General features: G+C 58.6%; 19 protein-coding genes and 3 tRNA genes. 18 read left to right on the plus strand and 4 right to left on the minus strand.

Annotation, left to right across the window (positions count from 1 at the left end; genetic code table 11):
• Nucleotides 1-66 precede the first annotated feature (66 nt).
• A tRNA-Met gene (locus ACR0LI_RS01160) sits at nucleotides 67-143 on the plus strand.
• Nucleotides 144-528: 385 nt separating this feature from the next.
• On the opposite strand, the gene ACR0LI_RS01165 is transcribed toward ACR0LI_RS01160, so the two are convergent.
• Nucleotides 529-603, minus strand: a tRNA-Thr gene (locus ACR0LI_RS01165).
• 83 nt (nucleotides 604-686) lie between these two features.
• Here ACR0LI_RS01165 and ACR0LI_RS01170 point away from each other — a divergent pair.
• The 17 genes from ACR0LI_RS01170 to ACR0LI_RS01250 all read left to right on the plus strand — a co-directional run bounded on the left by ACR0LI_RS01170 (nucleotide 687) and on the right by ACR0LI_RS01250 (nucleotide 10,542).
• Nucleotides 687-842: a hypothetical protein gene (locus tag ACR0LI_RS01170; protein ID WP_171118532.1), complete on the plus strand. Its 156-nt coding sequence runs from the start codon at nucleotides 687-689 to the stop codon at nucleotides 840-842.
• A 6-nt stretch (nucleotides 843-848) separates the two neighbouring features.
• Nucleotides 849-2,117, plus strand: a complete 1,269-nt coding sequence (gene murA / locus ACR0LI_RS01175) for a UDP-N-acetylglucosamine 1-carboxyvinyltransferase (protein WP_171634135.1) — start codon at nucleotides 849-851, stop codon at nucleotides 2,115-2,117.
• On the plus strand, nucleotides 2,114-2,590 hold the full coding sequence (locus ACR0LI_RS01180) for a DUF2948 family protein (protein WP_480485444.1): 477 nt from the start codon (nucleotides 2,114-2,116) through the stop codon (nucleotides 2,588-2,590). The genes murA and ACR0LI_RS01180 overlap by 4 nt, the downstream gene beginning before the upstream one ends.
• Entirely contained in the window at nucleotides 2,591-3,112 is a 522-nt protein-coding gene (locus tag ACR0LI_RS01185; protein ID WP_480485442.1) for a GNAT family N-acetyltransferase, read from the plus strand.
• Nucleotides 3,113-3,173: 61 nt separating this feature from the next.
• Nucleotides 3,174-4,475 (plus strand): histidinol dehydrogenase, encoded by a 1,302-nt coding sequence (gene hisD / locus ACR0LI_RS01190; RefSeq protein ID WP_210092684.1) that lies wholly within the window; start codon nucleotides 3,174-3,176, stop codon nucleotides 4,473-4,475.
• Nucleotides 4,476-4,573: 98 nt separating this feature from the next.
• Nucleotides 4,574-5,053, plus strand: a complete 480-nt coding sequence (locus ACR0LI_RS01195) for a UPF0262 family protein (RefSeq protein ID WP_171722821.1) — start codon at nucleotides 4,574-4,576, stop codon at nucleotides 5,051-5,053.
• Nucleotides 5,054-5,056: 3 nt separating this feature from the next.
• Nucleotides 5,057-5,509, plus strand: coding sequence for an arsenate reductase/protein-tyrosine-phosphatase family protein (locus ACR0LI_RS01200; RefSeq protein WP_171634118.1), 453 nt, complete (start codon nucleotides 5,057-5,059; stop codon nucleotides 5,507-5,509).
• Nucleotides 5,510-5,511: 2 nt separating this feature from the next.
• Nucleotides 5,512-5,910: a ketosteroid isomerase-related protein gene (locus tag ACR0LI_RS01205; protein WP_152458860.1), complete on the plus strand. Its 399-nt coding sequence runs from the start codon at nucleotides 5,512-5,514 to the stop codon at nucleotides 5,908-5,910.
• Nucleotides 5,903-6,496: a GNAT family N-acetyltransferase gene (locus ACR0LI_RS01210; protein ID WP_480717872.1), complete on the plus strand. Its 594-nt coding sequence runs from the start codon at nucleotides 5,903-5,905 to the stop codon at nucleotides 6,494-6,496. Before ACR0LI_RS01205 ends, ACR0LI_RS01210 begins: the two co-directional genes overlap by 8 nt.
• Nucleotides 6,497-6,558: 62 nt before the next feature.
• Nucleotides 6,559-6,828, plus strand: coding sequence for a DUF4242 domain-containing protein (locus ACR0LI_RS01215; RefSeq protein WP_171722823.1), 270 nt, complete (start codon nucleotides 6,559-6,561; stop codon nucleotides 6,826-6,828).
• A 67-nt stretch (nucleotides 6,829-6,895) separates the two neighbouring features.
• A complete protein-coding gene (locus ACR0LI_RS01220; RefSeq protein ID WP_480717873.1) occupies nucleotides 6,896-7,771 on the plus strand; it encodes a carbon-nitrogen hydrolase family protein in 876 nt (291 codons plus the stop codon).
• Between the two features lie 91 nt (nucleotides 7,772-7,862).
• Nucleotides 7,863-8,081, plus strand: coding sequence for a translation initiation factor IF-1 (gene infA, locus ACR0LI_RS01225; RefSeq protein WP_005978431.1), 219 nt, complete (start codon nucleotides 7,863-7,865; stop codon nucleotides 8,079-8,081).
• An 11-nt stretch (nucleotides 8,082-8,092) separates the two neighbouring features.
• The gene (locus ACR0LI_RS01230; protein ID WP_480492590.1) at nucleotides 8,093-8,671 is read left to right on the plus strand and encodes a Maf family protein; all 579 of its coding nucleotides are present in this window, start codon (nucleotides 8,093-8,095) and stop codon (nucleotides 8,669-8,671) included.
• The gene (locus ACR0LI_RS01235; RefSeq protein ID WP_171722826.1) at nucleotides 8,668-9,690 is read left to right on the plus strand and encodes a ribonuclease E/G; all 1,023 of its coding nucleotides are present in this window, start codon (nucleotides 8,668-8,670) and stop codon (nucleotides 9,688-9,690) included. The genes ACR0LI_RS01230 and ACR0LI_RS01235 overlap by 4 nt, the downstream gene beginning before the upstream one ends.
• Nucleotides 9,687-9,869, plus strand: a complete 183-nt coding sequence (locus ACR0LI_RS01240) for a DNA gyrase inhibitor YacG (RefSeq protein WP_171634093.1) — start codon at nucleotides 9,687-9,689, stop codon at nucleotides 9,867-9,869. The genes ACR0LI_RS01235 and ACR0LI_RS01240 overlap by 4 nt, the downstream gene beginning before the upstream one ends.
• 78 nt (nucleotides 9,870-9,947) lie before the next feature.
• Nucleotides 9,948-10,022 (plus strand) — tRNA-Phe (locus ACR0LI_RS01245).
• Nucleotides 10,023-10,083: 61 nt separating this feature from the next.
• On the plus strand, nucleotides 10,084-10,542 hold the full coding sequence (locus ACR0LI_RS01250) for a DUF6538 domain-containing protein (protein ID WP_480717874.1): 459 nt from the start codon (nucleotides 10,084-10,086) through the stop codon (nucleotides 10,540-10,542).
• Nucleotides 10,543-11,151: 609 nt separating this feature from the next.
• Here the strand turns inward: ACR0LI_RS01250 and ACR0LI_RS01255 are convergent.
• The 3 genes from ACR0LI_RS01255 to ACR0LI_RS01265 all read right to left on the minus strand — a co-directional run bounded on the left by ACR0LI_RS01255 (nucleotide 11,152) and on the right by ACR0LI_RS01265 (nucleotide 14,089).
• Entirely contained in the window at nucleotides 11,152-12,009 is an 858-nt protein-coding gene (locus ACR0LI_RS01255) for a DUF302 domain-containing protein (RefSeq protein ID WP_480492659.1), read from the minus strand.
• A gap of 19 nt (nucleotides 12,010-12,028) precedes the next feature.
• Complete coding sequence (locus ACR0LI_RS01260; RefSeq protein ID WP_480492661.1) at nucleotides 12,029-12,400, minus strand: DUF4345 domain-containing protein; 372 nt, start codon at nucleotides 12,398-12,400, stop codon at nucleotides 12,029-12,031.
• 126 nt (nucleotides 12,401-12,526) lie between these two features.
• Nucleotides 12,527-14,089, minus strand: a complete 1,563-nt coding sequence (locus tag ACR0LI_RS01265; RefSeq protein WP_480621759.1) for an arylsulfatase — start codon at nucleotides 14,087-14,089, stop codon at nucleotides 12,527-12,529.
• Nucleotides 14,090-14,111 lie beyond the last annotated feature (22 nt).

A 14,111-nucleotide genomic window follows, 5' to 3' on the forward strand; every position in this document is an offset into this window, starting at 1 on the left:
TCTTGAGGTTGGTTGATTTCCCTCTTGACCCTCCCGGGCCCCTCGCTTACATCGCCTCTCACTCAAGGCGGAGTAGCTCAGTTGGTTAGAGCAGCGGAATCATAATCCGCGTGTCGGGGGTTCAAGTCCCTCCTCCGCTACCAAAACCCTTCCCATTTTGTTGAATGGTTTGAGGCCGCAACGCCGGGGATCCTCCTTCGCTTGTGTATCTACGTATCCAGCCGGCAACACCCGTCTTTGTGCAGATGCTGCCAGCTTGTTCTGGCGTGCCTTGTGCGTCAAATCCGCCCCATGCCGTTAAAGAGCCGGGGGTCTGCGTCCTTGATCGCCCGGCGGCCGTGCTTTACCCGTGTGTGTTGTCGATCACGGCGATATCCCCGTCCTGCCAGTTGATTTCGACCGTGCAGCTTTCGGCGATGTCGTGTTCTTCGTTCGTCAAGAAAACTTCCGCCGCCCCACATCAGGGAATTTACAGGAAGTGTCCCGAGAGTCCGAGTATATCTACAACATCGACTAAATCGGAAATCATGGTGCTGCTGGAGAGAATTGAACTCTCGACCTCTCCCTTACCAAGGGAGTGCTCTACCTCTGAGCTACAGCAGCGCTGTGGGCGGGTGATTAGACTCAAACGAAACGCGGCGCAAGGGTGTCTGGACGGTTTTTTTCGCCTCCTGTAGAGAAAGATCATGACGAATAAAAATTCACCCAAAAAACAAGGCAAATCCGGGGATGCGCGCGAAGAGCGGCTGAAAGCGGCGCTGAAGGCCAATATGGCCCGGCGCAAGGCGCAGGCCAAGGCGCGGGCGACCTCTGGGGACAAGGCCGACAAGGACAAGGGATAAGAGCAGATGGATTCGATTCTGGTGACGGGCAACGGCCCGCTGAATGGTCAGATACCGATTGCGGGGGCCAAAAACGCGTGTCTGACGCTGATGCCTGCAACCTTGCTGAGCGAAGAACCGCTGACGCTGACGAACGCACCACGCCTCAGCGACATCAAGACCATGACCGCTCTGCTGCAATCACTGGGGGCCGAGGTGTCGTCGCTGCAAGATGGTCAGGTGATCGCGATGTCGAGCCATAGCCTGACCAGCCAAACGGCGGATTATGACATTGTGCGCAAGATGCGTGCCTCGAATCTGGTGCTGGGCCCCTTGCTGGCGCGGTTCGGGCAGGCGGTTGTTTCTCTGCCCGGTGGCTGCGCGATTGGTGCCCGTCCGATGGACTTGCATGTCGAAGGGCTCGAGGCGCTGGGCGCCGAGATCGAGCTGAAAGACGGGTATCTGCACGCCAGGGCTCCGGGAGGGCTGAAAGGCGCGGTGCACGAGATGCGCTTTGCCTCGGTCGGGGCCACCGAAAACATCGTCATGGCGGCGACGCTGGCCAAGGGCACCACGGTGCTCAAGAACGCCGCGCGCGAGCCCGAGATCGTCGATCTGGTCGAATGCCTGCGCAAGATGGGTGCGCAGATTTCGGGCGAGGGCAGCTCGACCATCGAAATTCAGGGCGTCGACCGGCTGCACGGTGCCACCCATCAGGTTGTCACCGACCGGATCGAACTGGGCACCTATATGCTGGCCCCGGCGATTTGCGGTGGCGAGGTCGAACTGCTGGGCGGGCGCATGGCGCTGGTTGAATCCTTTGCGGCCAAGCTCGACGCGGCGGGGGTCAGTGTCACCGAAACCCAAAACGGCTTGAAAGTGGCGCGCAAGAACGGCCGTGTGCAGGCTGTGGATGTGGTGACCGAACCCTTCCCGGGCTTCCCGACCGACCTTCAAGCGCAGATGATGGCGCTGATGTGCACGGCTGAGGGCACCTCGGTTCTCGAAGAACGCATTTTCGAAAACCGCTTCATGCATGCCCCGGAACTTGTGCGCATGGGCGCGAATATCGAGGTGCACGGCGGCACTGCCACCGTCACGGGTGTCGAAACCCTGAAAGGCGCCCCGGTGATGGCGACGGATCTGCGGGCTTCGGTGTCGCTGATCCTCGCCGGATTAGCGGCAGAAGGTGAGACGACGGTAAGCCGGGTCTATCATTTGGACCGCGGATATGAACATGTGGTGCGCAAGCTGGAAGGCGTGGGCGCAAAAATCGAACGGATCAAGGGCGAATGACGGACGCAAGTTTTGAAGACGGGCGCGAAGCCCCGCTGAATCTGGGGGCTGAGGATGCAGATGACCTGAAGGTGATCTCGACCCTGGTGCAGGATGCGGTTTTTCCCGTGACCGAGATGAAATGGCAACCGTCGCACCGCCGCTTTGGCCTGTTGCTGAACCGTTTTCGCTGGGAAGACAAAGATGCCGCCGCCCGCCGTGACCGCCCGTTTGAACGGGTGCAGTCGGTGCTGGTCTTCGATTCCGTTCTGTCCGTGTCCAGTCAGGGCATTGATCGCAGCGAGAAAGACATGGTCATGTCGCTGCTGTCCGTCGAATTCGAACCCGGTGAGGATGGCGCGGGCCAGGTCTTGCTGACCCTGGCGGGTGACGGCGCGATCCGCCTGACGGTCGAGGCGTTGGATGCCACGCTCAAGGACGTCACGCGCCCATATCGGGCCCCATCCGGCCGGGTGCCGCAGCACCCCGAATAGATGCAGAACAAGCGCGGCATTTCTCAGGCGTTTTCAAATGTGCCCGAGGGTATTGCCCTGCGTCCCGCGACCGTGTTCGATGTGTTCGACATCAGTCGCGTGCTGATACGGTCGATCACGCAGCTTTGTGTGGCCGATCACAACAACGATCTCGACCATCTGGAACAATGGACCGCGAACAAAGACCCGGCGACCATCCGGGGCTGGTTCAAGCCGGGATCACAGATCTGGCTGGCCGAGCGTGAAGGGCGGGTGGCCGCGGTCGGTGGGTTGTTCGAAACCGGCAAGATCACCTTGCTCTATGTTGACCCGGATCACGTCGGCAGCGGGGTGGGGGCCGCGTTGCTCAACCGGCTGGAACGGCAACTGGCTGCGTGCGGCTGTACCGAGGCGCATCTGGACGGCACGAAAACCGCCCGGGAATTCTATTTGCGCCACGGCTGGAAGGTCACCGGTCAATGCAGTGACAGTCGGGACCTGACCTGCTTTGCCATGCGCAAATCGCTGCACCCCCAGGGCTGAGGGTTGAGGCCGCGCCCCGTGGGCGATATGTCCCGTGGCGCAACGCCCGGAGTGCCAGATCATGCCCGTTTTCCTTGACGCCACATCACCCGATTTCGAAACCGCCTTTCAGGCCCTGCTGTCCGCCAAGCGCGAGGACAGCCCGGATGTGGACGCGGTTGTGGCGCAGATCATCGACGATGTCCGCAACCGGGGCGACGCGGCAGTCATTGAATTGACCGCGAAATTCGACCGGTTGGAGCTGACGCCCGAAACGCTGGCCTTCAGCGCTCAGGAAATCGCGGACGCGGTGACGCAGGTCTCGGCCGAGGATCGCGCGGCGCTGGAACTGGCCGCCGCCCGCATCCGGGCCTATCACGAAAAGCAGATGCCTAGCGATCACAGCTGGACGGATGAGGCCGGGGCCACGCTGGGCTGGCGCTGGTCGGCGGTTTCTGCCGCGGGGCTTTACGTGCCGGGCGGGCTGGCTTCTTACCCGTCATCGGTGCTGATGAATGCCATCCCGGCCAAGGTGGCGGGGGTTGAACGGCTGGCCATCGTGGTGCCCACCCCGGACGGGCAGGTGAACCCGCTGGTGCTGCTGGCAGCGCAGCTGTCGGGTGTGGACGAGGTCTATCGCATCGGCGGCGCGCAGGCCGTGGCGGCGCTCGCCTATGGCACCGACACCATCGCGCCGGTCGACAAGATCACGGGCCCGGGCAACGCCTTTGTTGCGGCGGCCAAGCGCCGTGTCTTTGGCAAGGTCGGCATCGACATGATTGCGGGCCCTTCCGAGATTCTGGTTATCGCCGACAAGAACAACGATCCCGACTGGATCGCGCTGGACCTGCTCAGCCAGGCCGAACACGATGAAAGCGCGCAGTCGATCCTGATCACGGATGATGCCGCTTTTGGCCAAAGCGTCGCTAAGGCGGTCGAAAAACGCCTCGAAACCCTGCAACGCCGCGCCATCGCCGGGGCCAGCTGGCGCGACTTCGGTGCCATAATCACCGTCCGTGATCTGGATCAGGCTGCAATCCTATCGAACCGTATCGCCCCGGAACATCTGGAGCTTTGCGTCGCAGACCCGGTGGCGCTGAGCGAAAAAACCATCCACGCCGGGGCCATCTTTCTGGGCCAGTACACACCTGAAGCCATCGGTGATTATGTGGGCGGTCCCAACCACGTGTTGCCCACCGCGCGTTCGGCACGGTTTTCGTCAGGCCTCAGCGTGCTGGATTTCCTCAAACGCACCACGCTCAGCCAGATGACCCCCGAAGCCCTGCGCGCCATTGGTCCTGCCGCCGAACAGTTGGCGTGCTCGGAAAGCCTCGAGGCGCATGGCCTCTCGGTCACCGCGCGCCTGAACCGCCTGAATGGCTGAAATGACGCAAAGACCTGGCGCATATGGCGTTTCTGTGCGTTGCCCGTTGAATATCATTGCTATAGGTCTGTGCTGACGCAAGGAATGTGACTGTAAAGATGACCCGCATCTCGCATATCGAACTGGATGATAGAAATCTGCCGCCGCCCACGCCCGAGATCGAGCAGGAACGCAAGGTTGCCATCTATGATCTGCTGGAAGAAAACAGCTTCTCGCTGCCCAAACGCGACGACCGCGTTGTGCCCGAAGGCCCCTATCGCCTTCAGCTTTCGATCCGCGACAAACGGCTTGTCTTCGACATTGAAACCGAGGCCAACGAAAAAGCGGCCGAGTTTCACCTGTCGCTCGGTCCCTTCCGGCAGGTGGTCAAGGATTACTTCCAGATCTGCGAAAGCTATTTCGATGCGGTGAAATCACTGCCGCCCAGCCAGATCGAAACCATCGACATGGCCCGCCGGGGTATCCACAACGAAGGCAGCCGCGTGTTGCAGGAACGGCTGGAAGGCAAGGCAGATGTCGACACCGACACCGCCCGTCGCCTGTTCACGCTGATCTGCGTTCTGCATTTTGGGGGCTGACGCGTGAAGCCTCTGCCGCAGTCGGTCTTGTTCTGTTGCGACCACAACGCGGTTCGGTCCCCGATGGCCGAGGGGCTGATGAAGAAATTCTATGGCACCGGCACCTATGTTCAGTCCGCCGGTGTGCATAACGATCTGGAAATCGACGGCTTCAGCATCGCCGTCTGCCACGAGGTCGGCGTAGAACTGTCCCGCCACCGCTCGCGCTCCTTTGACGAGATGCAGGAATGGGGTGATGACCTCAGCTCGTTTGATCTGGTGGTAGCGCTTTCACCCGCCAGTCAGCGGCAGGCGCTGGAACTGACCCGGGTTTTTCACCTCGATGTCGATTATTGGCCAATAATGGACCCTACCGGGTTGGGCGAGACCCGCGAAGAAAAGCTACATCACTACCGACAGACCCGCGATCAGATCATCAAACATCTGAAAGACCGCTGGGGCGAACCTACGGAGTGACCATGAACCAGACCGTCAAAACCTATTTCGAAGCCTTCAATGCCGGTGACGTGGATGCCATGCTGGCCTGCCTGTCCGATGACGTGGCCCATCACGTGAACGAAGGCCAGATCCGCATTGGCAAGGACAAGTTCGCCGCGTTCTGCGCGCATATGAACCGGTGCTACAAAGAAAACCTGACCGACATCGTCGTGTTCGAAGCCGAAGGCGGCACCCGCGCCGCAGCCGAATTCATCGTCAACGGCACCTACCTGGAAACCGATGATGGCCTTCCGGATGCGCATGGCCAGACGTACCGCCTGCCTGCCGGTTCGTTCTTCGACCTGAAGGATGGCAAGATCACCCGCGTCACCACTTTCTACAACCTGGCAGACTGGACCAAACAGGTTTCGAATGGCTGAGGTCACCGACGTCCGCCCCCTGACCGGAGCGGCACTCGGGGCCGCTCTGGACGATGTCGCCCGCCTGCGGATCAGAGTGTTTCACGCCTGGCCCTACCTCTATGACGGCGATCTGGAATACGAACGCAAATACCTGCAATCCTACCGCGACAGCGACAAGGCCATCGTGATTGGCGCCTTCGACGGCGACCGCCTGATCGGCGCCTCGACCGGCGCACCGCTGACTGACCACGCTGACGATTTCGCGGCGGCCTTCGAGGGCTCCGGGCTTGACCTGCATGACATCTTCTATTGCGCCGAATCGGTGCTGTTGCCCGACTATCGTGGGCAGGGTGTCGGCCACAGGTTCTTTGACGAACGCGAAGCCCACGCCCGCGCGCTGGGTTTCACCAAATGCGCATTCTGCGGCGTGCAACGCCCGGCAGATCATCCGATGCGGCCCGACAATTACCGCCCGCTGGATGCCTTCTGGCGCGCGCGGGGATACACGCCTTTGCCCGGTGCGATCGCACAGTTTTCGTGGAAAGACATTGAGGAAGAGGGTGAGACGCTGAAGCCGTTGCAGTTCTGGATCCGGGATCTCTGAACGCCAAACGCAAAAAAATTCCCGAATCATGGTAGTGTTGGGTTTTCTGTGGGGGAATTGCCATGAAACGCTATGTTATCGAACGCGATCTTCCGGGTGTCGGTTCCATGTCCGGTGACGAACTGTGCGGCGCGTCTGCGAAGTCGAACGAAGCGCTGGCGCAAATACCCGGCGTGCAGTGGGAGCATTCCTATGTTGCTGGTGACAAGACCTTTTGCATCTATCTGGCCGAGAGCGAGGACGCGATCCACAAGCATGCGGAACTCAGCGGGTTCCCGGCCAACACGGTCACCGAAGTGACCACGATCATCGATCCGACGACCGCAGGGTAATTGGGCTGTACTCCGGTCTGCGTCCGCGACTAAGGTCACGCGAATTTGACCGAACGGGGACGCTGCCATGAAAGTCGCAACTGCCGCCTACAACCTCGACTGGCTGAATAGCTGGGCGCAATACGAAGACAAGCTTGAGGGGTGGGTGTCCCAGGCCGCAGGGCAGGGGGCCGAATTGCTGGTCTTTCCCGAATATGGCGCGATGGAGCTGTCGACCCTCGAAGGGGCCGAGATTGCCGGCGATTTGGAGCGGTCGATCCGGGCCGTGTCCGACCGGATGGAGGATGTACAAAACCTGCACACCCGCCTCGCCAAGACGTACAAAACCTACATTCTGGGTGCGTCGGCGCCGGTTGTTGATGGCCCCGGGCGTCCGGTGAACCGTGCCGCCTTCTACGCGCCGGATGGCAGTTTCGACCATCAGGACAAACAGATCATGACCCGGTTCGAACGCGAGGATTGGGACATCGCCCCGGGGGGTCCGCTCAAGCTGTTCGACACCGCACTGGGCAAGATCGGTGTGTTGATCTGTTATGACAGCGAGTTTCCGTTGCTGGGCCGCGCGCTGAGCGAGGCAGACCTGATCCTTGCGCCATCCTGTACCGAAGCGCTTTCGGGTTACTGGCGCGTGCGGATTGGCGCAATGTCAAGAGCTTTGGAAAATCAATGCGTTACGGTCATGGCCTCGCTGGTCGGGAACAACCAGTGGTCCGAGGCGGTGAATATGAACACCGGGACCGGAGGCGTCTTTGGCCCGCCCGACAAGGGGTTCCCGGCCACCGGTGTGCTGGCCGAAGGCACTTTGAATCAGCCGGGCTGGACCTATGCGGATGTCGACCTGTCAGCCATCGCCGAGGTCCGCGCGGACGGTCACGTGCTGAACCGAACCCATTGGGAGGAACAGGCCGCCCGAGTCGAATCGGTCACAATATCCGCTCTTTAGGTGATTCCGCCCTTGAAATAAGGCCGAAATAGGCTCATTTAAGCGCACACCCCCGCAGATTCTGCGGGTGCAACGTAATGATGGAGACAACATGGCCAAGGAAGATACGCTCGAATTTCCCGGTGTCGTGAAGGAACTCCTGCCTAATGCGACGTTTCGGGTCGAGCTGGAAAACGGCCATGAGATCATCGCACATACGGCAGGCAAGATGCGCAAGAACCGCATCCGTGTTCTGGCCGGCGACAAGGTTCAGGTCGAGATGACCCCATATGATCTGACCAAGGGTCGGATCAACTATCGCTTCAAGTAACGCCTGCCGCAATGGCGTTCATTCTCGGATCGGGCAGCCCAAGACGGCTGGACCTGCTGGCCCAGCTTGGCGTGCGGCCCGATGCCATTTGCCCTCCTGACATCGACGAAACGCCCTTGAAGGGCGAGCTTCCGGTTCCGTATTGCCACCGCATCACGCGCCAAAAAGTGCAGGCTGTTCAGTCAGATAGAGGTGACGTTACCCTCTGTGCAGATACCACCGTGGCCTTGGGGCGTCGGATTCTGGGAAAGCCCGAGGATGCGGGGCAGGCGGCAGAGTTTCTGCATTCCCTGTCTGGTCGTCGTCACCGCGTGATCACCTCGGTTGCGGTCCGGCGCGGAGACCGTGTGCTGCAGCGTGATGTCGTCTCACAGGTCAAGGTCAAACGTCTGTCGGATGTCGAGATCAACGCCTATCTGGCGACCGGAGACTGGCGCGGCAAGGCAGGCGCCTATGCGATTCAGGGGCCCGCAGGGGCTTTCATTCCATGGATTTCGGGGTCGTTTACAGGCATCGTTGGCCTGCCCCTGTCCGAGACCGCGGCCTTGCTGCAAGGCATCGGCTATCCACTGTATCGAGAGGCATCATGAAAGGTCGCACCATTGTTCTGGACCACATCCAAGGCCGCGAAGCGGCTGCGCTGATGGTCGACGGCAAGTTGGATGACTTCTTGATCGCCACAGACGCACCCGCGCCCGGCACGATCTATCGCGCCCGCGCTGACCGCCCGGTCAAGGGGCAGGGCGGAATGTTCCTGACCACACCAGATGGCCCTGCTTTCCTGCGACAAGTCAAAGGCTTGGGTCCCGGTGCCCTGTTGTTGGTACAGGTTACCGGCTTTGCAGAGCCCGGCAAAGCCATACCGGTGAGCAATCGCATCCTCTTCAAAAGCCGCTATGCGATTGTTACGCCGGACGCTCCGGGCCTGAACATTTCGCGCAGTATCAAGGACGAGGACACACGCGATCAACTGCTTGAAATCGCCCACGAGCAGATGGGTGACAGCGCCTATGGATTGATCCTGCGCTCCTGCTGCGCTGGTGCGGATGCCGAAGAGATCTCGGAAGACCTCTCGGCCATGTTGACGCAGGCCGAGCAGGTGATGAATGACGACGGGACCGAGCCTGAACTTCTCAGCGAAGGTGACAGCCCCCATATCCTTGCCTGGCGCGACTGGACCGACCCGGCCGAAGTCGTGACACAGGCGGGCGGGTTCGAAACCCACGGCGTTCTGGATGCGCTGGATACCGTGCGTGGAGCGTCCGAGCCTTTGCCGGGCGGAGGGTATCTTTACATCGAACCCACACGCGCGTTGGTCGCCGTGGATGTGAACACCGGAGCGGACACCTCGCTGGCGGCGGGCACCAAGGCCAATTTCGCCTGCGCCAAGATGCTGCCCCGTGCTTTGCGCGTACGTGGGCTGGCTGGTCAGATAACGCTGGACCTCGCTCCCATGCCAAAGAAGGATCGCCGCGGGTTTGAGTCCGCTTTGCGTGCCGCGTTCAGATCAGACCCGGACGAGACGATTCTTGCAGGCTGGACCCCGCTGGGCCACTTTGAGTTGCAGCGAAAGCGTGGTCGCGTTCCTGTAATGGAGATCCTGAAATGAACTGCCCGATTTGCGGAGGCGAGACCGAGCAGAAGTTTCGTCCGTTTTGTTCCAGGCGGTGTGCGGACATTGATTTGGCCAAGTGGCTGAACGGGTCCTACTCGGTTCCGTCGCAGCGCGAAGATGACCTTGAAGCCGAGGATGACACGCAGGACTTCACGCCAAAGCGACCGCATTAAAAAATGTGAAAAAGCCTCTGGACACCGCTGGTAGCAAGTCATAGAAGGCCCCCACCCAATGACGAACGTCGTTCCCGTGCCCGGGTAGCTCAGGGGTAGAGCAGTGGATTGAAAATCCTCGTGTCGGTGGTTCGATTCCGCCCCCGGGCACCACTTCCTCAGGTAAGCCCTTGGCTTCACTCCGGCTTTTAACAGCAGGTTGGAGCCGTAGGCCATGGCAGAGACCATTTCACCCAAGTACACCTTCGTGAAAGAGGGTGTTTTTTACTTCAGTCGCCGCATCCCCAAGGAGCTTTGCCGCTACTACTCTTCTTCTCGGATCGCATTTTCTTTGCGTACTCACTCGGTAAACGTAGCGGCGACGATAGCAAGAAGAGCAGCTGATCAACTGGATGAGTATCGGTTTCATCTGAAGTCGAAGGATGCGCAACTGCGTGGAAAGTACATGTTGCGTCTTGGCGCAGCCAACTCCGCCGTAGCGCCAGTTGTTCTAAACGAGACTTCTGCTGCTTCTGTGCTGTTGCCAGAGGCAGTCGAGATTTATCTTACACAGAAAGGTCAAGGACGCCCCGTGACGTTTCACCGGGGTGCCGAGAGAACGTGCGGCTACGTGATTGATGCCTGTGGCGACAAACACCTTGAAGTCTATATCAAAGCCGACGTGAACGGGTGAACAACCTGACGGTCTGACCGCGGATTACCTGATCAGGTCGGGCTTCCCGGCGATCTGGTCAGGTGAGCACAAGCAGTTTGCTGAACTCAGGTCTACAGACTCTCCCAAGGTCACCAAACTCGTACCGCCGGAATGGCGAACTGAGACTGCGGCCCGAAATCGACCATTGTTGCGCATAAACTCGGGTCTCAGCTGGAGTAGCCGGATGATAACCTGCTGAAAACACGCGCTAATAGGCGGCCAAATTCTCAGTGCGTGATTCTAGAGAAAATCATGGCTGGGGTGGTAGGAATCCTTGCCGACCGATGAAACCTATGGGCTTTTCAGCGAAGCCCGAGAAACTGGGGCGGTTTCGGGGGCATTTAAAGGGTGAGCACGGGGCATTCTCGACCGGAGGAGTACCCGTTCACTGCCACTAGAGTGCCGCTCACTGGCGCTGGCGGGACCTCTGACGAGTCGTTCCGGGGTGCTGACGGGGGTCGCTGCTGCTGGCGGGTGACTGAGCGGTCGTCCGAGCCTAGTGCTGCGGATGACCGTTGAGAGCCCAAGGCTGACGACGAAAAGACGGCCAATCGCTATTGGGTTTCTATTGCGTTTTCTAAGCAGCGGCTACTCAATTGCCGTTCGAAATGTCTCGGTCAGCCGTGTGTTCAAACCGTGATGAGGTTTGGCTGAAGTACCGTAGTGCAACTCCGCCAAGGCAGCGATGTCATTGAAAATGACTACGGAGCCGCCCTCTTCATTCGCATAAACCAGAAGTTTTTGGCAAAAGGCATCCAAACCAATTGCTGGAAAGCCCGCCATTGCCACGCCACCGGGTGCTGGTCCGCCGAACAGCAAGAGAACCGTATCCGGCAGCGCCACCCCCAGTTGGGAAGCTTCGGTCGCAAAATCGATTTCCCCAAACCAGACGGTATCGTCCTGCCCCATCACGGCTGTCCTGAGACGTTCGACTGCCTCTGGTACGCTGAGCTGAGATCGCAGCTCGATGATCCCGTAGTCGGCAAACAACCCGTTGGTCGGCGCTGGTGTTGCATCCAAGTCGTTTAGAACTTCGAGCATCTTGCTCTGAAACGCACGCAACGAAGAAGCGTCCGTGAGTCCATGCCGGACTTTGAGAAACTGCGAGTCTGTGTAAGCGATCTGTGGGCTACCATCCTGAGCGAAGGAAAGTACGCGAAAAGGAAGGTCCAGACCTGCTCGCACAGTCTCTTCCAGAATTGGTGTGTTTATCTCAGGATCAGAAAAAATGAGTACACGAGACGCTGGCATTTCTACGCCTTCGGCATTGGCCAGTCGCGCGTGATCTATCGATGCGTTTGGAGTAACTCCCGCTTCGGCAACGACAGTCTCAAGCGCCAAGAAGTTTTCATCCACCGCAGTCTGGATGGATGACGATTGTGCAAGAGCGGATGGCGACACAGATGAAGTCGCAACCATCGAGAGAACGAAGAAAAACCTCAGCACTTTACCACTTCCTATTTCATCAAACTTTTTTCAGGGAAACTGCCGCCAGAGCCGCAAATGCTATCTCGGCTGCAAGATAAAAGAGAAGTATCCCGTTCGGAACTCCATCGATAAGAATGCTTAGTATGCGTCCAACGGCCAGTCCCGACATAAACAAAAATAGAACCCACAGCGCGGGGCGTTGTAATTCTGGTTTCGAAGCGGCCGCCAACCAAAACAAAGCGTTTGCCAGATAAAGACCCATAATCGCTCGGAACACGTGGGTTTGGTTCGTTCCTTCCACCGGAAATCCCAGCAAAACTGGGATCGAACTGCCCGGCATCAGGCCATATGATAACGCAATTGGCACGAGGCCGACGGCAGCAAGCAGAAGGACTAATCTGGCACTCATGGAGGACTCCTTCCCGTAGAGGTTTCGCTTTTTTGCGAAAATCCTAGTCGGTTTTTTGGGCACCCGATGATCCGACACGGATGCCCACGCTGCGGTGAGAAAGGCGTATTGGAAGCCTCGCTTTTTCTACTGAGAGATGCCGCCTTCGGTTGTTGTCTGTTCTTCAACATGATCTTGATTGGCGACCGGCTTACCGCGCGGAGGGAACTCCTCGAAAGTAGCGAGATGTGCCTGCACTAGTCGGGCGGCTGGGCCGAAAGCCCACATTTTCTCACCCATCCAGCGGACGTACATCCCGCTTTCCTCTGCTGCTTTCTCATACGGGTCGCGGCGAAGGTTGAAAAGCAAGGGGGCGACCAATTCTTCTTTAGGACCTGACCAGCCGTGGTTTTGAACGACAAAATGCGCCTTCCAATCGTTGTACCGTACTGCTTGGAGATCCGTGCCCTGATAGTAAATCAGCTCGCGGCGGCTACTCTCTTCATCCTCACCGGTCAGGTAAGATAGCTGGTTGTAGCCATCGAGGTGTACTTTGTACCCTTCATAACCCTCTAGGAGTTTCTCTCTTAGGTCTGTGGGGCCTCCCGCCGCGGCGACAAAGGTTGGCATCCAATCCATACCGCTGAAGATACCGTTCAAGACTTGTCCTTCAGGAATTTTGCCCGGCCAGCGAATAATCGCAGGTACCCTAAAGCCACCTTCCCAGGTAGTACCCTTTTCCCCATGAAACGGTGTCGTACCACCATCGGGCCACGTCAGGGTTTCCGGGCCGTTATCGGCGGTGAACATCACTATGGTATTATCGGCGACTCCCAGATCCTCAAGGTGGCTGAGAACGTTACCAACGTTGTTGTCCAACTCCTTCATGACAACATCCTGAAGTCCACGCCCATTGCCTAACATAGCTTCGTATTCGGGGCTAAGGTGGGTCCAGACGTGTGCACGGGCAGGAGCCATCCAGACAAAAAACGGAGTGTCCGACTCTACTGCACGAGAAATGAAGTCCTTCGTGTAAGATGTCACTTCGTCATCCAAAGTCTTTTGGCGCTCCGGAGGTGCAGGCCCGTCATCAATGATGCGCTGCTTCCCTACTTTTCCAAATCGCGGATCGACTGTTTCGTCTTCTTCCTCTGTTGCGAACGAATGAATGATGTTGCGAGGCGCAAATTGCGCATTGAATTCTGGGGCGTCTGGCCAATCCGGATCAGACGTATATTCCATAGCATTCAGGTGATAGAGCCAACCCCAATACTCGTCGAAACCTTTTGTAGTCGGTAGGAACTCGTTGAGATCGCCCAAGTGGTTTTTACCGAACTGGCCCGTCGTGTACCCCAACTTTTTCAAGAACATCGGAAGCGTCGGATCATCTGGATTTAACCCTATCGGATCCCCCGGCAGCCCTACCGTGTGCATACCAGTCCGAATAGGCAACTGTCCGGTCATAAAGGCTGATCGACCGGCAGTACAACTTGGCTCGGCATAATAATCTGTGAGACGAGCACCCTCAGACGAGAGGCGATCCAAGTTCGGCGTCTCGATGCTTTTGACACCTCCGTGGTAAACGCCGACGCTCGCCCAACCCACGTCATCTGCCATGATGACAAGAATGTTGGGCGGGGTATGCTCGTCGGCCCAAGCTCCAGTGAAAGAAAAACAGACCGCACCCGCTACTGAGATAAGCTTGTTCATTAAGACCTCCCGATACGCAATT

The organism is Ruegeria sp. CL7 (genome assembly GCF_056536445.1).